General features: G+C 61.6%; 14 protein-coding genes. 1 reads left to right on the top strand and 13 read right to left on the bottom strand.

What is annotated here, in order from left to right:
- Positions 1-143 precede the first annotated feature (143 nt).
- The 10 genes from QRN22_RS07265 to QRN22_RS07220 form a co-directional block, all read right to left on the bottom strand.
- Positions 144-1,562: a glutamate synthase small subunit GltD family protein gene (locus QRN22_RS07265; protein WP_042552251.1), complete on the bottom strand. Its 1,419-nt coding sequence runs from the start codon at positions 1,560-1,562 to the stop codon at positions 144-146.
- A gap of 103 nt (positions 1,563-1,665) precedes the next feature.
- Positions 1,666-6,114, bottom strand: a complete 4,449-nt coding sequence (gene gltB / locus QRN22_RS07260) for a glutamate synthase large subunit (protein WP_042552250.1) — start codon at positions 6,112-6,114, stop codon at positions 1,666-1,668.
- 221 nt (positions 6,115-6,335) lie between these two features.
- A complete protein-coding gene (locus QRN22_RS07255) occupies positions 6,336-7,940 on the bottom strand; it encodes an SPOR domain-containing protein (RefSeq protein ID WP_042552249.1) in 1,605 nt (534 codons plus the stop codon).
- Between the two features lie 7 nt (positions 7,941-7,947).
- Positions 7,948-9,054: a 3-dehydroquinate synthase gene (gene aroB, locus QRN22_RS07250; protein ID WP_179539696.1), complete on the bottom strand. Its 1,107-nt coding sequence runs from the start codon at positions 9,052-9,054 to the stop codon at positions 7,948-7,950.
- 50 nt (positions 9,055-9,104) lie between these two features.
- The gene (gene aroK / locus QRN22_RS07245) at positions 9,105-9,623 is read right to left on the bottom strand and encodes a shikimate kinase AroK (protein ID WP_042552343.1); all 519 of its coding nucleotides are present in this window, start codon (positions 9,621-9,623) and stop codon (positions 9,105-9,107) included.
- Between the two features lie 3 nt (positions 9,624-9,626).
- Entirely contained in the window at positions 9,627-11,792 is a 2,166-nt protein-coding gene (locus QRN22_RS07240; protein ID WP_042552344.1) for a type IV pilus secretin PilQ, read from the bottom strand.
- 54 nt (positions 11,793-11,846) lie between these two features.
- A complete protein-coding gene (gene pilP, locus QRN22_RS07235; protein ID WP_042552345.1) occupies positions 11,847-12,365 on the bottom strand; it encodes a type 4a pilus biogenesis lipoprotein PilP in 519 nt (172 codons plus the stop codon).
- Positions 12,362-12,985: a type 4a pilus biogenesis protein PilO gene (gene pilO, locus QRN22_RS07230; protein ID WP_042552346.1), complete on the bottom strand. Its 624-nt coding sequence runs from the start codon at positions 12,983-12,985 to the stop codon at positions 12,362-12,364. The genes pilP and pilO overlap by 4 nt, the downstream gene beginning before the upstream one ends.
- Positions 12,982-13,554 (bottom strand): PilN domain-containing protein, encoded by a 573-nt coding sequence (locus QRN22_RS07225; protein WP_042552347.1) that lies wholly within the window; start codon positions 13,552-13,554, stop codon positions 12,982-12,984. The genes pilO and QRN22_RS07225 overlap by 4 nt, the downstream gene beginning before the upstream one ends.
- Positions 13,554-14,618, bottom strand: a complete 1,065-nt coding sequence (locus QRN22_RS07220; RefSeq protein WP_042552348.1) for a pilus assembly protein PilM — start codon at positions 14,616-14,618, stop codon at positions 13,554-13,556. The genes QRN22_RS07225 and QRN22_RS07220 overlap by 1 nt, the downstream gene beginning before the upstream one ends.
- A 184-nt stretch (positions 14,619-14,802) precedes the next feature.
- On the opposite strand from QRN22_RS07220, the gene QRN22_RS07215 reads away from it, so the two are divergent.
- Complete coding sequence (locus tag QRN22_RS07215; RefSeq protein ID WP_373565130.1) at positions 14,803-17,238, top strand: penicillin-binding protein 1A; 2,436 nt, start codon at positions 14,803-14,805, stop codon at positions 17,236-17,238.
- A gap of 193 nt (positions 17,239-17,431) precedes the next feature.
- Here QRN22_RS07215 and QRN22_RS07210 read toward each other — a convergent pair whose 3' ends face one another.
- From QRN22_RS07210 to QRN22_RS07200, 3 genes are all read right to left on the bottom strand, one after another.
- Positions 17,432-18,700, bottom strand: a complete 1,269-nt coding sequence (locus QRN22_RS07210; protein ID WP_042552350.1) for a malic enzyme-like NAD(P)-binding protein — start codon at positions 18,698-18,700, stop codon at positions 17,432-17,434.
- 102 nt (positions 18,701-18,802) lie between these two features.
- The gene (locus tag QRN22_RS07205; protein ID WP_042552351.1) at positions 18,803-20,257 is read right to left on the bottom strand and encodes a M48 family metalloprotease; all 1,455 of its coding nucleotides are present in this window, start codon (positions 20,255-20,257) and stop codon (positions 18,803-18,805) included.
- Positions 20,257-21,054 (bottom strand): thermonuclease family protein, encoded by a 798-nt coding sequence (locus tag QRN22_RS07200; protein WP_042552352.1) that lies wholly within the window; start codon positions 21,052-21,054, stop codon positions 20,257-20,259. The genes QRN22_RS07205 and QRN22_RS07200 overlap by 1 nt, the downstream gene beginning before the upstream one ends.
- Between the last annotated feature and the right edge of the window lie 11 nt (positions 21,055-21,065).

Here is a 21,065-nt window from a genome sequence, read left to right as displayed (position 1 = left end):
CGATCAACGCGGCGTATTGCCCCAGGTCAGCCAGGAACCGGTTACATCCGCTGTGCGCCGGCACTGCTACGTCGAAAACAGGCTCTAGAGGGCCTAAAACGACGAGGCCGGCGTACGGCCGGCCTCGTCAGCAAGGGTGAGACTCAGACACCGAGGTAGTCGAGAATCCCTTCAGCCGCATTGCGGCCTTCGTAGATGGCGGTCACCACCAGGTCGGAACCCCGCACCATGTCACCACCGGCGAACACCTTCGGGTTGCTGGTCTGGTGTTTGAAGGTCGCCTTCTCCGGCGCGACGACACGGCCCTGGGTATCGATACGGATATCGAAATCATCGAACCAGGGCGCCGGGCTCGGTCGGAAACCGAAGGCGATCAGCACGGCTTCTGCCGGGATGATCTCCTCGGAGCCCGGGATTGGCTCGGGGCTGCGACGGCCACGGGCATCGGGCTCGCCGAGACGGGTCTCGACCACCTTTACGCCTTCGACCTTGTCCTCGCCGACGATGGCGATGGGCTGGCGGTTGAAGAGGAACTTCACGCCCTCTTCCTTGGCATTCTTCACTTCCTTGCGCGAGCCCGGCATGTTCGCTTCGTCACGGCGATAGGCGCAGGTCACGGCCTTGGCGCCCTGGCGAATCGAGGTGCGGTTGCAGTCCATCGCAGTGTCGCCGCCGCCGAGGACCACGACGCGCTTGCCCTTCATGTCGACGAAGTCTTCCGGCGCCTTCTCGAAACCGAGGTTGCGATTGACGTTGGCGATCAGGAAGTCCAGCGCGTCGTGCACGCCCGGCAGGTCCTCGCCCGGGAAGCCGCCCTTCATGTAGGTGTAGGTGCCCATGCCCATGAACACGGCATCGTACTCATCCAGCAACTGCTGCATGGTGATGTCCTTGCCGATCTCGGTGTTCAAACGGAATTCGATACCCATGCCGGTGAAGACTTCGCGGCGATTGCTCAGTACGCTCTTTTCCAGCTTGAACTCGGGAATGCCGAAGGTCAGCAGGCCGCCGATTTCCGGGTTCTTGTCGAACACCACCGGCGTCACGCCATTGCGCACCAGAATGTCCGCACAGCCCAGGCCGGCCGGACCGGCACCGATCACCGCGACACGTTTGCCGGTCGGTTTGACCTTGGACATGTCCGGGCGCCAGCCCATGGCGAAAGCGGTATCGGTGATGTACTTCTCCACCGAGCCGATGGTCACCGCACCGAAGCCGTCGTTGAGGGTGCAGGCACCTTCGCACAGACGATCCTGCGGGCACACGCGGCCGCAGACTTCCGGCAGGGTGTTGGTCTGGTGGCTGAGTTCGGCGGCAGCCAGAATGTTGCCTTCGGAGACCAGCTTCAACCAGTTGGGGATGAAGTTGTGCACCGGGCACTTCCACTCGCAATACGGGTTGCCGCAACCCAGGCAGCGGTGTGCCTGATCACCGGCCTGAGCCGGCTTGAAGGTGTCGTAGATCTCGACGAATTCTTTCTTGCGCTGACGCAGCAGCTTCTTCTTCGGGTCTTTGCGCCCGACTTCGATGAACTGGAAGTCGTTATTCAGACGTTCAGCCATGTCATAAACCTCTTAGCAGCAGCGCCGAGCGACACGCTCGAAGCTGCAAGACAATCACGTTGAGCGGCGAGCCCCGCTGTCAGGGCTCGCCGCTTGAAGCTGCTTATTGCGGGTTGGCGCGGATGCTGGAGAGCAGCGACTTGAGGTTCGCAGCCTTGGGTTTCACCAGCCAGAACTTGCGCAGGTAGTCGTCCAGGTTTTCCAGCAGATTGCGACCCCACTCGCTCGACGTCTCTTCGACGTACTCGGCCAACACCCGCTCCAGGTGGCTACGGTAAGCCTCCATGGACTCGTTGTTGATCCGTTGAATCTCTACCAGCTCGTGGTTGACCCGGTCGTAGAAGCTGTTGTCCAGGTCCAGCACGTAGGCGAAACCACCGGTCATGCCTGAGCCGAAGTTGTAGCCGGTCTTGCCCAGCACGCAGACGAAACCACCGGTCATGTACTCGCAGCAATGGTCACCCACGCCTTCCACCACGGAATGGGCGCCGGAGTTGCGCACCGCGAAACGCTCACCTGCGGTACCCGCTGCGAACAGCTTGCCACCGGTGGCGCCGTACAGGCAGGTGTTGCCGATGATCGCGCTGTCCTGGGTTTTGAACGGGCTGCCCTTCGGTGGCACGATCACCAGCTTGCCAGCGGTCATGCCCTTGCCGACGTAATCGTTGGCGTCGCCTTCGAGGTAAAGGTTCAGCCCACCGGCGTTCCACACACCGAAGCTCTGCCCCGCAGTACCTTTGAAACGGAAGGTGATCGGCGCCTTGACCATGCCCTGGTTGCCATGCACCCGGGCGATTTCGCCGGACACGCGGGCACCGATGGAGCGGTCGCAGTTGCAGATATCCAGCTGGTAGTCGCCGCCACTGGCGCTGTCGATCGCCGACTTGGCCATGGACAGCATCTCTTCGGCCAGCAGCCCCTGGTCGAACGGCGGGTTGCGGTCGACTTCACAGAACTGCGGTTTGTCGGCCGGAATGTGATCGCTACCCAGCAGCGGGGTCAGATCCAGGTGGTTCTGCTTGGCGGTTTCGCCCGGCAGAATCTCCAGCAGATCGGTACGCCCGATCAGTTCGCCCAGACTGCGCACGCCCAGCTTGGCCAGCCACTCGCGGGTTTCCTCGGCGACGAAGGTGAAGAAATTCACCACCATGTCGACGGTGCCGATGAAGTGATCCTTGCGCAGCTTGTCGTTCTGAGTCGCCACGCCTGTTGCGCAGTTGTTCAGGTGACAGATACGCAGGTACTTGCAGCCCAGAGCGACCATTGGCGCGGTACCGAAGCCGAAGCTCTCGGCACCGAGGATGGCAGCCTTGATCACGTCGAGGCCGGTTTTCAGGCCGCCGTCGGTCTGCACCCGCACCTTGCCGCGCAGGTCGTTGCCGCGCAGGGTCTGGTGAGTTTCCGCCAGGCCCAGCTCCCACGGCGCGCCGGCATACTTGATCGACGTCAGCGGCGAAGCGCCGGTGCCGCCGTCATAACCGGAAATGGTGATCAGGTCGGCGTAAGCCTTGGCGACACCGGCGGCGATGGTGCCGACGCCCGCTTCGGATACCAGCTTGACCGATACCAGGGCACTGGGGTTGACCTGCTTGAGGTCATAGATCAGCTGCGCCAGGTCTTCGATCGAATAGATATCGTGGTGCGGCGGCGGCGAAATCAGGGTGACGCCCGGTACCGCGTAACGCAGCTTGGCGATCAGCCCGTTGACCTTGCCACCCGGCAGCTGACCACCTTCGCCCGGCTTGGCACCCTGAGCCACCTTGATCTGCAGCACTTCGGCATTGACCAGGTACTCCGGGGTGACCCCGAAACGGCCGGTGGCGATCTGCTTGATCTTGGAGCTCTTGATGGTGCCATAGCGAGCCGGGTCTTCACCGCCTTCTCCGGAGTTGGAGCGTGCGCCCAGCCGGTTCATAGCCTCGGCCAGGGCTTCGTGAGCCTCCGGCGACAGTGCCCCCAGGGAGATACCGGCGGCATCGAAACGCTTGAAGATCGATTCCAGCGGCTCGACGTCATCCAGTGCCAACGGCGTATCGGCCAGCCTGACCTGCAACAGGTCACGCAGCATCGACACCGGGCGGGTATCAACCAGTTTGGTGTATTCCTTGAAGGTCTCGTAACTGCCCTGCTTCACCGCTGCTTGCAGGGTGTTGACCACATCGGGGTTGTAGGCGTGGTACTCGCCGCCGTAGACGAACTTCAGCAGGCCACCCTGCTGGATCGCCTTGCGGTTGTTCCAGGCTTCGCCCGCCAGCGCCTTCTGCTCGGCTTCCAGGTCGACGAAACGCGCGCCCTTGAGGCGGCTCGGTACGCCACGGAAGCACAGACCGGTGACCTCGTCGGCCAGACCGACCGCCTCGAACAGCTGAGCACCGCGGTAGGAACCGACGGTGGAGATGCCCATCTTCGAGAGGATCTTCAGCAAGCCCTTGGAAATGCCCTTGCGGTAGTACTTGAAGACTTCGTACAGATCACCCAGCACCTCACCGGTACGGATCAGATCACCCAGCACTTCGTAGGCCAGGAACGGGTACACCGCCGAAGCGCCGAAACCGATCAGCACCGCATAGTGGTGCGGGTCACGGGCGGTGGCGGTTTCGACCAGGATGTTGCAATCGCAGCGCAGGCCGGTTTCGGTCAGGCGATGGTGTACCGCCCCGGTGACCAGCGCAGCGTGGGCCGGCAGCTTGCCCGGCGCGATGTGACGGTCGGTCAGAACCAGCAGTACCTTGCCGGAGCGCACGGCTTCTTCGGCCTGGTCGGCCATGTTGCGCACGGCCGCTTCCAGGCCGATCGACTCGTCGTAGTTGAGGTCGATGATCTGCCGCTCGAATCCCGGGCGCTGCAGATTCATCAGGGTGCGCCACTTGGCCGGGGAGATCACCGGCGAGCTGAGGATCACCCGCGACGCATGTTCCGGGGACTCCTCGAAGATGTTGCGCTCGGCACCGAGGCAGATCTCCAGCGACATGACGATGGCTTCACGCAGCGGGTCGATCGGCGGGTTGGTGACCTGCGCGAACTGCTGGCGGAAATAGTCGTACGGTGAACGCACGCGCTGACTCAACACCGCCATCGGCGTGTCATCGCCCATCGAGCCAACCGCTTCCTGGCCCTGCTCGGCGAGCGGACGCAGCACCTGGTCACGCTCCTCGAAGGTGACCTGGAACATCTTCATGTACTGCTTGAGCTGATCCGCTTCGTAGAAGGCCGAACCATGGTCGTTGTCTTCCATGGTCGCCTGGATACGCAGCGCGCTCTTGCGCAGCCACTGCTTGTAGGGGTGGCGGGACTTGAGGCGATTGTCGATGTCGTCGGTGGTCAGCACCTGACCGGTTTCGGTATCGACGGCAAGGATCTGGCCCGGGCCGACACGGCCTTTGGCGACCACGTCTTCGGGCTGGTAATTCCACACGCCGATTTCCGAGGCCAGGGTGATGTAGCCATTGGTGGTGGTCACCCAACGCGCCGGACGCAGGCCGTTGCGGTCGAGCAGGCACACGGCGTGACGACCATCGGTCAGCACTACGCCAGCGGGGCCATCCCAGGGCTCCATGTGCATGGAATTGTATTCGTAGAACGCCCGCAGGTCGGCGTCCATGGTTTCGACGTTCTGCCAGGCTGGCGGAATGATCATGCGCACGCCGCGGAACAGGTCGATGCCGCCGGTGACCATCAGTTCGAGCATGTTGTCCATGCTCGAGGAGTCGGAGCCCACGCGGTTGACCAGCGGGCCGAGCTCTTCGAGGGCAGGAATCTGGCCGTTCTCGAATTTGGTACGGCGTGCCTGCGCCCAGTTGCGGTTACCGGTGATGGTGTTGATCTCGCCATTGTGGGCGAGGAAACGGAACGGCTGAGCCAGCGGCCACTTCGGCAGGGTGTTGGTGGAAAAGCGCTGGTGGAACACGCAGATCGCAGTCTGCAGGCGCTCGTCACCCAGGTCCGGGTAGAACTGCTGCAGGTCGGCCGGCATCATCAGGCCTTTGTAGATGATGGTCTTGTGCGAAAAGCTGCAGATGTAGTGCTCGCTGTCCGCGGCGTTGGCCACCGAGGAGCGGCGACGGGCACAGAACAGTTTGATGGCGAAGTCCTGATCGCTCAGGCCATCGGCACTGATGAACACCTGTTCGATCTGCGGCAGGCGCTCCAGAGCCAGGCGGCCAAGCACGCTGGTATCGATCGGCACCTTGCGCCAGCCGACCAGAGTCAAACCGGCAGCCTGGATTTCGCGATTCATGTTGTCGCGGGCAGCACTGGCCTTGGTCTCGTCCTGATTGAGGAAGACCATGCCTACGGCATATTGCTTGGGCAGCTCGACGCCGAAGGTGTCCTTGGCGACGGCGCGCAGGAACAGATCGGGCTTTTGAATCAGCAAACCACAGCCATCACCCGTCTTGCCGTCGGCGTTGATGCCGCCACGGTGGGTCATGCAGGTCAGTGCTTCTATCGCGGTCTGCAACAGGTGATGGCTGGCCTCACCCTGCATGTGTGCGATCAGGCCGAAGCCGCAGTTATCCTTGAACTCATCAGGATGGTACAGACCTGCTTTCATAGGGAACTCTCACCAGACTGCCTTACTCGGCATTTTTCTTTCTAATTCAACCAATTACTCTGCGCGCAGGTCGATGCGCCCGGCTTTGCGCAGGCAAACGGAGGTCATTGTACATAGCGAGAGAAGCGTCACAAAGAACAATGTGACGAAAAACAGGAATAAAATGTCGCAAAAATGAAAGAGCCCGTTGCAGCGGTTACGCTGCAACGGGCACGTTTCTGTCAGGGCGCCATTTCCTGAGTGACACTGGCGAAGGTTTTCGGCCACGGCTTGCCGGCCTGAACCTTGGCGGGCAGCGTCTTCACGGCAGCCTGGGCGGCGTCGCGGCTGGCAAAACTACCATAAGTGATGACGAAAAGCGGCTTACCCTGGTGCATCTTCTTGAAGTAGCGGTATTGCGCGCCGTTCTGACTCACGAATGAACGCGCACTGGCTTCCGTGCTGGTACCGAGAATCTGCAGGGTGTAATGGCTCTTGGTCTGCGCCGCATACCAGCCACTGCCCTGTGCGGCACCGGCTGTCGCGGGCGCTTGAGCGGCGGGAGCAGGCCTTGTTGCCGGGGCAGGAGCCGGCTTCGGTTGTTCAGCCGGCTTCGGCTGCTGCGTGACCGGTGGCGCTGCCCGAGGAGCCGGGGCGGGAGCGGGCGTGGCGGGCGGCGCAGTTGCCGGCGCCGACTGGGACGCTACCGGCGGCACGGTCACCGGCGTGCTTGTCACGGGCTCTGGCAACTCCACATTTGCCTCACCGTCCGTCTCGCCTGCAGCCTGCGCAAGCGGCTGACGGATCACCGGCTGGGATTGACCAACCAGAGGCAGGGGCAGGGGCTGATTGCTGCCGGCGAATTCGATGGCAGGCCGACCATCGGCGCCCTGCTCGGCACCAGGCTGAGCCGCTTGAGTTTCGGGTTGCTGCTGCGGCTGCTGCGCAGCATCGACAGGCAGTTGCGCCTGGGTTGCCGGAGCATCCGTGGAACCCGAGCGACCCTGCATCAGCAGGGCCGCGACCACACCGATGGCAACCACACCCAGTGCCAACAGATGCTTTCTGGGCAGGTTGAAGGAGAAACCACCCGCCTTCGCCGCGCCACGGCGTGATGCCATGGCATCGACCAGAACATCGCGGGCAACACGATTGATCTCACCCGGCCAGCCACCAGAGCGGTCATGGATCAGTTCGACCTGCTCGTCGGAGAACAACTCGATCCCCTGAGCGGCCCCCTCGAGGCGCAGAGCCAGATACTCGCGCGTCTCATCCTCGGCGTAGGGCTGCAGCTCGATGACGTGAAAAACCTCTTCGGCGCCAGCCAGCGCTTCGAGGCGCGAGATGAGATCGGTATCGGCGAACAGGAAGACGTGGGGACGCCCTTCCGGGCTGCCCTGAGCCAGGACCAGCAAGGCCTCCAGCGCCGCTTCGCTGAGCTCCTCGGCATCATCGATCAGCAGATAGACTTCCTGCCCGGTCAGCGAAAGCTGACCGACCTGAGCCAGCAACGAGGCCCGATCGGTCTGCTGAGTGTTGAGACCTTGCGCGATATGCCGCATCAGCGTCGCAGGGTCGGCAGCGCCCTGAGCGGATACCACGACATTGTGAACGGCCTGCTTGTTGGTGCTGGCGACCAGCGCCTGGCGCAGCAAGGTCTTGCCACTGCCCTCCGGCCCCGTCACCACCAGCAGCAGTTGGCTGTAGCGGGCCAGGTGATGCAATTGCCCAAGCACCGGCTTGCGCTGTGCGGGGAAGAACTTGAAGCCCGGCACCCGCGCCGCGAATGGATCATGGGTGAACTGGTAGTGATCGAGAAACGCTTCGTCGGCGTGCAAACTGGTCATTGAATACTCACTGATTGTTAAGCCGGGCCACCAGTGCCGGATAGTCGGCAGCCAGGGTGGCACTCAAGATGTCTCGCGGGTAATCGCTGGTCACTACCGCTTCGCCCAGCGAGCGCAGCAGTACCAGACGCAACTGGCCATCCAGCACCTTCTTGTCGACAGCCATGTGCTCGAGAAAATCCGCAGGGGTCATTGCCTGCGGCGGCACCACGGGCAGGCCAGCGGCGAGAAACAGACGAATGCCACGGTCGCGCTCATCGGCAGTGAGCCAGCCCAGGCGGTGAGACATCTCCAATGCCATCACCGTTCCGGCGGCTACCGCCTCACCGTGCAACCAGACGCCATACCCCATGTGGGTTTCGACGGCATGTCCAAAGGTATGCCCGAGATTGAGCGTGGCGCGCACGCCGGTTTCCCGTTCGTCGGCGCCCACCACACGCGCCTTGGCCGCACAGGAGCGCTCGATGGCCTGGGTCAGTGCAACCTGATCAAGGCCGCGCAACGCTGCCATATTCTCCTCGAGCCAGCCAAGGAAAGGCTCGTCGCAGATCAATCCATACTTGATCACTTCAGCCAGCCCCGCCGACAGCTCGCGGGGCGGCAGTGTATCCAGACTGCGGGTGTCGATCAGTACCGCCTGTGGCTGGTAGAAGGCACCGACCATGTTCTTGCCCAGAGGATGGTTGATCCCGGTCTTGCCACCTACCGAAGAGTCGACCTGGGAAAGCAGCGTAGTCGGGATCTGGATGAAATTCACGCCACGCTGATAGCAGGCCGCCGCGAACCCCGCCATATCACCGATCACTCCACCACCAAGGGCAATGACCGTGGTCCGCCGGTCATGGCGGGCGCCGAGCAAGCCGTCGAAGATGGTCTGCAGCGTTTCCCAGTTCTTGAACGCTTCGCCATCGGGGAGCACGACCGAGGTGACCCGGTACTCAGCGAGCGTCGCTTCCAGCGCAGCCAGGTACAAGGGTGCGACGGTCTCGTTGGTGACGATCGCCACCTGGCGACCGACGATATGCGGCGTCAGCAGATCGGCACGACCGAGCAGGCCGTCACCAATATGAATGGGGTAGCTGCGCTCAGCGAGATCGACATGGAGTGTTTGCATGGAGCCCCCGATTGAAAAGGGCTCTAGGATAACGCAGTTCGGCCCTGTCATTAACGGGGCGCTAGCGCTTCCAGCCGCTCGAGAATTTCCTGAACCACCATACGCGGTGGGCGCTCATCGGTTTCGATGATCACATCGGCGATTTCCCGATACAGCGGATCACGAATGGCGAGCAGATCAGCCAGCACCTGCCCCGGGTTGGGTGCACGCAGCAATGGGCGATTGCGATCGCGCGCAGTGCGATCGATCTGCTGCTCGACGGACGCATGCAGATAGACCACGCGCCCTCCCGCACGCAATGCCTGGCGATTCAACGGCCGCAAGACCGCACCGCCCCCAGTGGCCAACACCAGACCATCGGACTCGCAAAGCGAGCAGATTACCGCCTGCTCGCGCTCACGGAAGCCCTGTTCACCCTCGACATCGAAAATCCAGGGAATGTCTGCACCGGTACGCTGCTCGATCTCCTTGTCGGAGTCCTTGAATGGCAACCGCAACTCTTTGGCAAGCAAGCGCCCGATGGTGCTCTTTCCAGCACCCATCGGGCCGACAAGGATCAGATTACGCACAAATTACCGACTCACGGCCACCGCGGAAGTGTTCATGATGCGCGGAGTGATGAAAACCAGCAACTCAGTCTTGTTGTCGGTGACCGTATCGCGACGGAACAAACGCCCCAGATAAGGCACGTCGCCAAGGAAAGGGACCTTCTCCGTGGACTTGGTCTGGGTATTTTCAAACACCCCACCGATCACGATGGTTTCACCGTCTGCAACCAGAACTTTTGCATTGACCTCGTTCTTGTTGATCGGCGGCACATTGTTGACGGCATTAGCAAAGTCTGGCGCATCCTTGGTGACCTTGACTTCCATGATGATCCGGTTATCCGGCGTGATCTGTGGAGTCACCTCCAAGGACAATGCCGCTTCCTTGAAGGATGTCGAAGTCGCGCCACTGGAGCTGGCTTCCTGGTAAGGAATCTCCTGCCCCTTGAGAATCTTCGCGGTCTCCTTGTCGGAAGTCACGACCTTGGGCTGGGAAACTATCTCGCCATTACCCGAGCTTTCCATCGCGGAAAGCTGCAGATCCAGGACAACGTTATTGCTCAAGAAGCCAATACCAATACCGGAAGTGCTGTTGGCTACGCCCATATCCACGAAAGGTAAGCGCGCCAATCCATCGTCCAGCGAAGTGCTGCCGATAGTATCAGTACCAACGAAAGGAGCTCTGGCACCAGTATCCTCATCAAAAGCCTGAACACCGTCCTTACCACTTACATCCCATGCCCCCCGCCTTGCGCTGCCCCCCCAACGTACACCCAGCGCCTTGTCATAGTTGACCCTGGCCTCAACGATACGCGCCTCGATCATCACCTGACGAACCGCCACGTCGAGCTGAGCCACGATTCGGCGCAGCTCGTCCAGACGCTCCTGGGTCTGATAAGCGATGATGCTGTTGGTGCGTTCATCGACGGTAATTGAGCCACGATCGTCAGCCGCACCACCATCGGCACTGGTCACCGACTGGAACAGCTTGGCCATGTCGGCAGCCTTGGCGTAGTTGACCTGAATCAACTCGCGGCGTAGCGGTGCCAACTCGGCAATCTGCTTCTGCGACTCCAGCTCCTGGCGCTCACGGGCGGCGATCTCTTCAGCGGGCGCAACCAGCAGCACGTTACCGATCTGGCGCTTGTCGAGCCCCTTGGTTTTCAGCACCAGATCCAGCGCCTGATCCCAGGGCACGTTCTGCAGGCGCAGGGTGATGTTGCCGGCCACGGTGTCACTGGCGACCAGGTTGAGGTCGGTGAAATCAGCGATCAGCTGCAGCACGGAACGCACGTCGATATCCTGGAAGTTCAGCGACAGCTTCTCGCCGGTATAGGCGAAACGCTCGGCCTGACGCTTATCGGCGTCTTCCTGGGTCAACGGCTTGACGCTCAGAGTCAGCTTGTTTTCGGTCTGATAGGCCAGGTAGTCGAAAGCACCGACGGGCTCGATGACGATGCTCGCATCGTCACCGGCACCACTGGCGCTGACGAACTGCACCGGCGTAGCGAAGTCCTTCACATCCAGGCGGACACGCAAGGCTTCGGGCAACTGGGTGCGGTTGAAATTCAGGATGATCTTGCCGCCGCGCTCCTGGATATCGGGGCTGACCGAGGCGTCGGAGAGGTTGATGACGACGTTGCCTTCACCCTGCTCGCCGCGCTGGAAATCGATATTGCTGATCGCCTTGTTGACTGCACCGAAGACTTTCGGAGTAGCCGGGGCGGCAACCGGTGTAGCGGCCACGGGGGCAGTGCGTGCAGCCGCCGGCGCGCTCGCCGGGGCGGCTGAGGCGCTGGCTGAGGAAGTGGCGACCCCGGTTCCAACCTGAACGAACAGGTTGTTGCCTTCGGTACGGGTATTGTAAGGCGCCAGACTGGACAGGTTGATGATCAACCGTGTGCGATCCTTGGCCTCGACCACGGTAAGGCTGCGCGCATTGCCCATCCCCAGCTCGCGGTTCTTGACGCCCAGCTTGTTGGAAACGCCTGGCAGATCCAGCGCGATACGGGCTGGCTGCTCGATGGTATAACCACGCGGTGCGGTGACCGGCTCGTCGAATGACAGTTTCAGCTCGACGCGGTCACCCGGCAGAGCTACGACATCCAGCGCTTGCAGATTGGCTGCCAGGGCTGCGGGAGAGAGCAGGATCGCCAGCAGCGAAACGCTGAGACGCGAAAGAGAGCTGTTCATGCTTGGGTTCCGTTTGGCAGACCGGTTATTTCTTTTCATGCTTCACCTCGCTCCTCAGGAGCGCTCCTTCAGAGTGAGGGTACGGGGGCGCTCGAGCCAGCCACCATCACCGTCAGGGACGATTTCGACGACGTCGATCTTGGCACTGTCAATGGCCACGATACGGCCTTCATTGCGCCCCAGGTAATCCCCGACCCTGACGCGATGAACACCACCGGCACCGCTGACCAGCGCGAACGAGCCGTTGCCATTGGCCAAGGTGCCGACCATTTCGAAGAGCTCGATATTGAAACCCTCGAGGAACTGCTTGATCCGGGTTTCGTCCGGCTTGATTTCCTTATCCCCCTTCGTCCGATTGACCAGGTCGATCTTCACGGGGGGCTGGAACGGGCTGCGCAACGCTGCTGCGCTATAGGTGAAGCTTTCATAGGGCTCAGGCTGCGGAAGCGGCTCGATCTGGCCTTTCGGCCGCGCGCGCACCTCATCCATGTAGGCCTGAAGGTCACTGAAATCACCTCCACCGCAACCACTCAGGCTGAGCAACAGCAGGCTCGACAGGAAGACACGCTTCATGGCTGTGCTCCCTTGTCGTTATAACGATAGGTCTTGGCAAGAATGCTCATGCGCAGCTTCGAGGTGCTCCCCTCTGCCGCAGGAACCAGTTCGAAATCATGCAACGTGACGATGCGTGGCTGGCTGGCGACACCGCTGACGAAGGTCGCCAGGTCATGATAACCACCGACCACCTTGATCTGAATCGGCAGCTCGATATAGAACGGCTGAGTGACTTCCGGCAGCAACTTGATTTCCTCGAACTCCAGACCACTGTCCAGACCGATGCGGGTAATGTCCTCGAGCAGCCCCGGGACCTCCGTATCGCTTGGCAATTGCTTGAGCAGGGCACCGAACGAGACCTCCGCTTCCTTCATCTGGTCGCGGTAGGCTTCGAGGTTGGCGGCCTGAAACGCCTTGGTCGAGAACTGCTCCTTGAGCGACTCCTCTTCCATGCGCTGCTGATCAAGGCTTGCCTGCAGATCTTTCAGGTGGAAGTTGTAGCCGAGCGCCAGCACCAGTATCACGGCGATGATGCCAGCGATGACCTTGACCGCAGCGGGCCAGGATCCAATGTTGTTGAGGTCGAGATCGTTGAAGTCGACCTTGCGCAGGCTCGCCAGGGAATCGTTGAGGCTCATGGCTTGACCTCCGCTTCTTGCTTGACCGGCTGCGCTTGCTGCACGGTCAACTGAAAGGTATTGGCCTGGTCCACCGCTCCAGCGGTAACCGCCTTGACCTCGGTCAGGTTGGGCGCTGCCAACCAGTCGGAGGCGTCCATGTCACGCATGAGACTGGAAACCCGACTGTTGGATTCGGCCGCACCGACGATCGCAATGGTCTTGTCGGTCATTTTCACCCCGGTGAAATACACGCCATCAGGCAAGGTCCGCACCAGTTGATCGAACACACGACCAATGATCGGGCGATTGCCCTGCAGGTCCTGAATGATCTTCATCCGCTCGAGCAATTGCTGGCGGCGTGTGCGCAGCTCGCTGATCTCGGCGATTCGCGTATCGAGAACAGCGATTTCCTTGCGCACGAAGTCGTTGCGCGCCTGCTGGTTCTCGATTTCGCCGCTGAGATACTGATCACCCAGAAAGACCACGCCTGCAGCTACGACCAAAAGGCCGCCAAGGCTGACCAGAAAACGCTGCTTGCGCTCTTCGCGCAGCTGTTCACGCCAGGGAAGGAGGTTAATGCGCGCCATCAGTCGAAACTCCTCATCGCCAGGCCGCAGGCAATCATCAGTGCCGGCGCATCACTGGCCAGTGCCCCTGCATTGACCTTGCCGCTCAGGGCCATGTCCGCGAACGGGTTGGCGACCAGCGTCTGGGTACCGATCTTCTGCTGAATGAGACGGTCCAGATCAGGGATCGAGGCCGTGCCACCCGCCAGCAGGATGTAATCCACATCGTTGTACTGGCCAGCAGCGAAGAAGAACTGCAGGGAACGGGACACCTGCTGCACGAGCGCGTCCTTGAAGGGCTGCAATACTTCGCTTTCATAGTCGTCGGGCAAGCCACCCTGCTTCTTGGCAAGGCCGGCCTCATCGACGGACAGGCCATAACGGCGCTGGATTTCCTCGGTCAACTGACGACCACCGAACAGTTGCTCACGGGTGTAGATGGTACGCCCGTTGTGCAGCACGCTGAGGGTGGTCATGGTCGCGCCGATATCGACGACGGCCACGGTCAGATCGTCATGCACGCCACCGAGCTGCTCGGAAAGCAACCCATAGGCACGCTCCAGCGCATAGGCCTCGACATCCACCACCTTGGCAGTCAGCCCAGCCAGCGCAAGAGCCGCCTCGCGAACTTCGACGTTTTCCTTGCGGCAGGCTGCCAGCAGCACTTCGACCCGCTCGGAATTGCGCGCAGAGATGCCCTGGACCTCGAAATCGATCGCCACCTCTTCCAGCGGGTACGGAATGTACTGGTCAGCTTCGAGCTTGATCTGGTTTTCCAGCTCATCGTCCGAAAGCCCCGCTTCCATCTCGACGGTCTTGGTGATCACCGCAGAGCCGGCCACGGCGACGGAAACCGAACGCACATTGGTCTTGGCCTTGGCCAGAACCCGCGACAACGCCTGACCGACTCCCTCGAGTTCGGCGATGTTCTTTTCGACGACAGCATTGGCGGGGAGCGGCTCGACAGCGTAAGCCTCTACCTTGTAGCGGCTTCCTGAGCGACTCAATTCGAGGAGCTTGACTGAGGTCGAACTTATATCGATCCCCAAAAGCGTATTCGCTTTCTTACTGAAGAGCCCTAGCACGACCGATTTCCTATTCACATCCATAACTTACGGACGATTTATGTTTTTCCACATTAAATAGCAGACTTGACAGAAGCGCAAATGGCTCCCCAGCAAAAAAAACGCTTATAATGTGATCAGTTTTTGCCTTTTCGCTTTGTCTTCCGCTTAACTCGTTCTTTTATCTGGAAATCCAAAAATCTTGATGCGTTTGCTGAAGTTTTTCTGTTGGTCCGTTATCGCTGTTTTTTGTGCGCTACTACTCAGCGTCAGCGGTGCCTTCCTCTACCTGAGCCCGACTCTACCCTCTGTCGATGCCCTTCGCAGCATAGAGCTGCAGATCCCGCTTCGCGTCTACAGCAGCGATGGGAAGCTCATCGCAGAATTCGGAGAAATGCGCCGTTCCCCCATCGCCTTCGCCGACATTCCGCCTGACTTCACCAGCGCACTGCTCGCCGCAGAGGACGACAATTTCGCAAACCATTATGGCGTTGATCTTACGAGCCTGATGCGCGCTGCCACGCAATTATTGAAAACCGGTCAAATTCAATCGGGTGGTAGCACCATCACCATGCAGGTGGCGAAGAACTTCTTCCTCACCAGTGAGCGTAGCTTCTCGCGCAAGATCACCGAAATTCTTCTCGCTCTGCAGATCGAGCGCGAATTGAGCAAGAACGAAATCCTCGAGCTCTACGTCAACAAGATCTACCTCGGCCACCGTGCATACGGAATCGAAGCCGCCGCTCAAGTCTATTACGGCAAATCCATCCGAGACTTGAGCCTTTCCCAGCTTGCGACGATAGCCGGTCTTCCCAAGGCACCTTCGGCCTTCAACCCGCTGACCAACCCGACCCGTGCCAAGGAGCGTCGTGACTGGATCCTCGGCCGCATGCACCGCCTGGGCCGCATCGATCAGGCTCGTTACGAGACAGCGCTCGCCGAGCCGGTGGATGCCAGCTATCACGTGCAAACTCCTGAGGTGCCGGCACCTTACGTGGCCGAAATGGCGCGCGCCGAGATGGTCGGTCGTTATGGCAGCGACGCATACACCCAGGGCTTCAACGTCACCACCACGGTGCCCAGCGATCTTCAGCAGATGGCCAACAAGGCGCTGCGTGACGGTTTGATCGACTACGACCAACGCCACGGCTATCGAGGCCCGGAAAGCCGCTTGCCCGGCATGACCCGGGAAACCTGGCAGGCCGAGCTGAGCAAGCAGGGCCTACGCGGTGGGCTGGAGCCAGCCATCGTTACCCAGGTCGAGAAAAGCGGCATTCTGGTACTCACGCGTCGCGGCAGCGAGGAGGCCGTTTCCTGGGACAGCATGAAATGGGCTCGCCCCTTCCTCAACACCAACAGCCTGGGACCCAGACCGCAGCAGCCAGCTGACGTGGTACAGATCGGCGACCTGATTCGCGTGCAGCGCCAGGACGACGAAAGCCTGCGCTTCGTGCAACTGCCAAGCGCACAGAGCGCCCTGGTTTCTCTCGACCCGCAGAACGGCGCGATTCGCGCTCTGGTTGGCGGTTTCTCCTTCGAGCAGAGCAACTACAACCGCGCGATTCAGGCCAAACGTCAGCCCGGCTCGAGCTTCAAGCCGTTCATCTACAGTGCCGCGCTGGACAACGGCTACACCGCCTCGAGCCTGGTCAACGATGCCCCGATCGTGTTCGTCGACGACTACATGGACCAGGTGTGGCGTCCGAAGAACGACAACAACACCTTCCTTGGCCCGATCCGCCTGCGGGAAGCCTTGTACAAGTCGCGCAATCTGGTATCGATTCGCCTGCTGCAGGCCATGGGTATCGAGCAGACCCTGCGCTATATCGAGCGCTTCGGCTTCAACCGTCAGGACCTGCCACGAAACCTGTCGCTGGCACTCGGTACCGCCAACCTCACCCCGATGGAAATCGCCACCGGCTGGACGACGTTCGCCAATGGCGGGCACAAGGTTCAACCGTACCTGATTCAGCGCATCGACAATCGCCATGGTGATCCGCTGTTCATCGCCAACCCGCCAAGCGTGCCCAATGCCGCACAGCCTGAAGTGCCGCCACCGGTCAACGAAGAAGGCGTGATGAGCGCCGCGCAAGCCAAACCGGAGCAGTTGCCCGAAGCACCGGAGCCGGCCCAAGCCGAACGCATTCTTGACGAGCGCACCGCCTACATCATGACCAGCATGCTGCAGGACGTGATCAAGCGCGGCACCGGGCGCCGAGCCATGGCGCTGGGCAGAACCGACCTGGCGGGCAAGACCGGGACCACCAACGAATCCAAGGACAGCTGGTTTTCCGGCTACAACGCCGATTACGTAACCACCGTGTGGGCAGGTTTCGATCAACCGGAAAGCCTGGGGCGCAACGAGTACGGCGGTACCGTGGCCCTACCGATCTGGATGAGCTACATGGGCGCCGCGCTCAAGGACAAGCCCAACCACAGCCCGGCCGAGCCTGACGGCATCCTGACCCTGCGTGTCGATCCGCACAGCGGCCGCGCAGCGGCACCAGGCACACCAGATGCCTATTTCGAGTTGTTCAAGAGCGAAGACTCGCCGCCCCCCATGAACGAACTCGACCCAGGCATGGGCGCGCCAGGCAGCCCACTGCCTGCCGACGAGGCGGCGCCGATCGACCTGTTCTGACGAAACGTCGGCGACTGCAGGTTCACGCTTGCAGCCGCCGCACCCGAGCCGCAGGGCCTTCACTTGCCCTCCCTCTCCTGCTACCGCGCATCAATGGCCAGGCCATGACTTCCCAGGCATAGGTGCCTCGCCCTTAAAACGCAGCCACAAAAAAACCCGCCGAAGCGGGTTTCTCATGTCACCAATCCATCACTCAGCCGTTGAACACGTCGGCGACCGACTGCAGCGGGTAGTGCTTGGGATACGGCAGGGTCGCCACACCGCTTTCGATGGCAGCCTTGGCCACCGCATCGCAGACCACGGTGATCAGACGGGCATCCATCGGCTTCGGAATGATGTACTCGCGACCGAACTCCAGGGAGATGCCGCCGTAGGCGTCGCAGACTTCCTGCGGTACCGGCAGCTTGGCCAGCTCACGCAGAGCGTTGGCGGCAGCGATCTTCATCTCTTCGTTGATGCGGGTGGCACGAACGTCCAGGGCACCACGGAAGATGAACGGGAAACCCAGCACGTTGTTGACCTGGTTCGGGTAGTCGGAGCGACCGGTGGCCATGATCACGTCGTTACGGGTGGCATGCGCCAGCTCCGGCTTGATCTCCGGATCCGGGTTCGAGCACGCGAACACGATCGGATTCGGCGCCATCAGCTTGAGGCCTTCGGCACTCAGCAGATCCGGGCCGGACAGACCGACGAACACGTCGGCACCGGTCAGCGCATCTTCCAGAGTGCGCTTGGTGGTTTCGGTGGCGAATACCGCCTTGTACTGGTTCAGATCATCACGACCGGCGTGGATCACACCCTTGCGGTCGATCATGAAGATGTTCTCGACCTTGGCACCCATGCTCACCAGCAGCTTCATGCAGGAGATGGCTGCGGCGCCGGCGCCCAGGCAGACGATCTTGGCCTCCGGCAGGGTCTTGCCGGCAATTTCCAGGGCGTTGAGCATGCCGGCCGCGGTCACGATCGCGGTACCGTGCTGGTCATCGTGGAAGACCGGGATGTCGCACTGCTCGATCAGCGCGCGCTCGATCTCGAAGCACTCGGGAGCCTTGATATCTTCCAGATTGATGCCACCGAAGGTGATGGAGATACGCTTGACGGTGTCGATGAACGCCTGCGGGCTCTCGGCATCGACTTCGATGTCGAACACATCGACACCGGCGAAACGCTTGAACAGTACACCCTTGCCTTCCATGACCGGCTTGGAGGCCAACGGGCCGAGGTCGCCCAGACCGAGGATCGCGGTGCCGTCGGAAATGACTGCTACCAGGTTGCCTTTACCGGTGTAGCGGTAGGCGAGCTCCGGATCGCGAGCGATCTCGCGCACCGGCTCGGCGACGCCCGGGCTGTAGGCCAGAGAGAGATCACGGGCAGTGGCGGTAGGCTTGGTGAGTTCGACGCTCAACTTACCTGGACGGGGCTTCTCATGGTATTCGAGAGCGGCAGTTTTCAGATCAGACATAGTGGCATTTCCGCTTTTTGGGGCTATTGACTGGCAGGCGGCCGAGGATACGCAAGTTGCAGGGGCCTGCACAAGACTATGCAGTCAGCCTGCAAACGTGACTCAGCGAACCGTCTTGAACCATTCACCGGGACGGGGCTCGCCCTGTGGATAAAGATTGTTGAGCAGGCGCAGGCTGCCTTCGGCATCACCGGAAAGGCCGCTCTTCGCCGCCAGGGCCTTGACCGTCTGGCCCGCCTTCACGCGCACCAACTGCAGCCTCAACGGCTCGGCCAACGTGCGCTCGGCAGCCTGCAACGGCCGGAAACTCTTGATCGCGGCGATGAACTGGGCATCGTCCTGCGCCTGCACTGCGCGGCCTTTTACCGCACCGACGAACAGGTACGCTTTGCCGCCCTTGAGAATAGCGGCTACCCGACGCGGCGCACTGCCGTCGATCACCCCCATGTGACCCTGCAGGCCAGCCTGCTGCAACGGCGCCTCCTCGCGCAGGCGATTGCCGCCGATACGCTGACGCAGCAACGTCGCGGCATCGAGCTTACGGGGGTTGTCCTCGAGAGTCATGGCGACGAAGACCTGCTCGTCAGCCGAGTGACCGATCAGCGTCTGCGGCTGATTGATGATGCTCCAGCCCCGGGGGAAGGTCAGCGCGAAGTCGAGGTCACGATGATAGAAGCGCTCACCGCGCCGGATACCACTTTCGGCCGAATCACCAAAGGGCAGGTTCTGCAGACGCTGGAGAAAAGCGTCGCGATTGACCTCCTGCTGCCCGTTCACCAACGCGCGGGCAGGGCCAAGCACCTGCTGCAGGCGCCGATCGTTGTCAGGGTGAGTATCGAACAGGCCGTGGTAGCCACCAGCAGGTTGCTGCTCACCGCGCCTGGCAGCCTGATCACGAGCGAAATCCTCCTGCAGCTTGAGCACCTTGACCACTTCGATCATCGCCTGCGGGTCGTAGCCGCCGCGCGCCAGGTATTGCGCCCCGAGGCCATCGGCCTCCAGCTCCATGTCACGACCATAACCACGCACGAATGCCGTCCCCAGAGCGCCGGTCACATCCGCTGCCGCACCGACTCCGGTACCCATCGCCACCGCCTGACCGAGAATGCCCCAGGCCGTCGACTGGCTTTGCTGGCGCACGCCATGGCGCGCCGTGACATGGCCGACTTCGTGCCCGAGTACCGCCGCCAGCTCCGCCTCGGAGCCCAGCTCCGCCTCGGAGCCCAGGTAAGCCAACAGACCGCGATGGATATAGATGTAGCCGCCCGGCAGCGCGAAGGCATTGATATCCGGGCTGTCGATCACCGTGAACCGGTAGTCCAACTGACCGCGATGGCTGTGCCGCGCCACGCGTTCACCCACACGCTGCACATAGGCCTGCAGCGCCTCGTCGGCGTAACGCGGGTATTGCTGAAGAATCTGCTGATGAGCGTCACGACCAAGGGCGAGCTCCTGAGCCTCGCTCATCATCACGAAATCGTTGCGCCCGGTTGCCGGGTTGACCGCACAACCGGCCAGCACGGCCAATAGCGAGAGCGCGACCAGCAGGCGAATCATCACGGCAATACCTCCAGCATGGCCCCGTGGGTCAGAGGCAGCATCCAGCGTGCCTGGCCGGTCTTCAGCCCACCCTTGCGGGAGCGGTCGATCATCCAGCCACGCGCTTCGATTCGCTTGCCCTGCAATTCACGCAACAGCTTCGGATCGAAGGTATCCAGTACCTGTGGCGCGATACGCAGCACCACTGAATGGCCAAGCTCGACCCAGACCCCGCCCCGGTTGCGCTCGACCCGTTGTACCTGCCCCTCGAGCAGCGCGAAGCCCCCGCTGCGAACGGCCCGCGCCGGCAAGGGGCGCAACTGCGACCAAAGCCCGACCCGGGCACTGCGAGCCTGGCGCTCGGCCTGACGATGACAGGTTACCAGCGCCGCATTGGGCGCGACCGCAACCAGCTGACCTAGACCCTCGGCCAGCATCCGCGCTTCGAGGTTCTTGCCGCCGCGGTCATACAGATGAGCCAGGGTACGCCCGTAGCGATCCTTTTTCTGCTCACCGGCCTTGACGCCCACACGCCCGCCATTGGCCTCCACCAACTGGCTAAGGCGATCACGCGCGGCCTCGGCATATGGCTCCGCGGGCCGCCCCTTGCGCGCCAGCTCCGGGGCATTGATACCGATCAGGCGGACACTGCGACCATCCACCAGCCGCAGGGTATCGCCATCCACCACGCGCTGTACCTTGACCTGGGCCAGCTTGCCGGGAGCCGGGCAGAAGGCATGGGCCGGAAGGCATGCGACAGAAACGAAAAAGGCGCCCACGAGGGACGCCTTCTTCAATAGTGCGAAAACAGCCATCTGGGCTTTCT

Origin of the sequence: Pseudomonas sp. MEJ086 (assembly GCF_030209025.1) — a bacterium.
GTDB classification, from domain to species: Bacteria; Pseudomonadota; Gammaproteobacteria; order Pseudomonadales; family Pseudomonadaceae; genus Aquipseudomonas; species Aquipseudomonas fulva_A.
This window is presented reverse-complemented; position numbering and strand designations above follow the sequence as displayed.

Bases quoted from the DNA above. Each gene is read 5' to 3' on its own strand.
- QRN22_RS07265 (WP_042552251.1), bottom strand. From the start codon at position 1,562: ATGGCTGAACGTCTGAATAACGACTTCCAGTTCATCGAAGTCGGGCGC.
- gltB (WP_042552250.1), bottom strand. From the start codon at position 6,114: ATGAAAGCAGGTCTGTACCATCCTGATGAGTTCAAGGATAACTGCGGC.
- QRN22_RS07255 (WP_042552249.1), bottom strand. From the start codon at position 7,940: ATGACCAGTTTGCACGCCGACGAAGCGTTTCTCGATCACTACCAGTTC.
- aroB (WP_179539696.1), bottom strand. From the start codon at position 9,054: ATGCAAACACTCCATGTCGATCTCGCTGAGCGCAGCTACCCCATTCAT.
- QRN22_RS07240 (WP_042552344.1), bottom strand. From the start codon at position 11,792: ATGAACAGCTCTCTTTCGCGTCTCAGCGTTTCGCTGCTGGCGATCCTG.
- pilP (WP_042552345.1), bottom strand. From the start codon at position 12,365: ATGAAGCGTGTCTTCCTGTCGAGCCTGCTGTTGCTCAGCCTGAGTGGT.
- pilO (WP_042552346.1), bottom strand. From the start codon at position 12,985: ATGAGCCTCAACGATTCCCTGGCGAGCCTGCGCAAGGTCGACTTCAAC.
- QRN22_RS07225 (WP_042552347.1), bottom strand. From the start codon at position 13,554: ATGGCGCGCATTAACCTCCTTCCCTGGCGTGAACAGCTGCGCGAAGAG.
- QRN22_RS07215 (WP_373565130.1), top strand. From the start codon at position 14,803: ATGCGTTTGCTGAAGTTTTTCTGTTGGTCCGTTATCGCTGTTTTTTGT.
- QRN22_RS07210 (WP_042552350.1), bottom strand. From the start codon at position 18,700: ATGTCTGATCTGAAAACTGCCGCTCTCGAATACCATGAGAAGCCCCGT.
- QRN22_RS07205 (WP_042552351.1), bottom strand. From the start codon at position 20,257: ATGATTCGCCTGCTGGTCGCGCTCTCGCTATTGGCCGTGCTGGCCGGT.
- QRN22_RS07200 (WP_042552352.1), bottom strand. From the start codon at position 21,054: ATGGCTGTTTTCGCACTATTGAAGAAGGCGTCCCTCGTGGGCGCCTTT.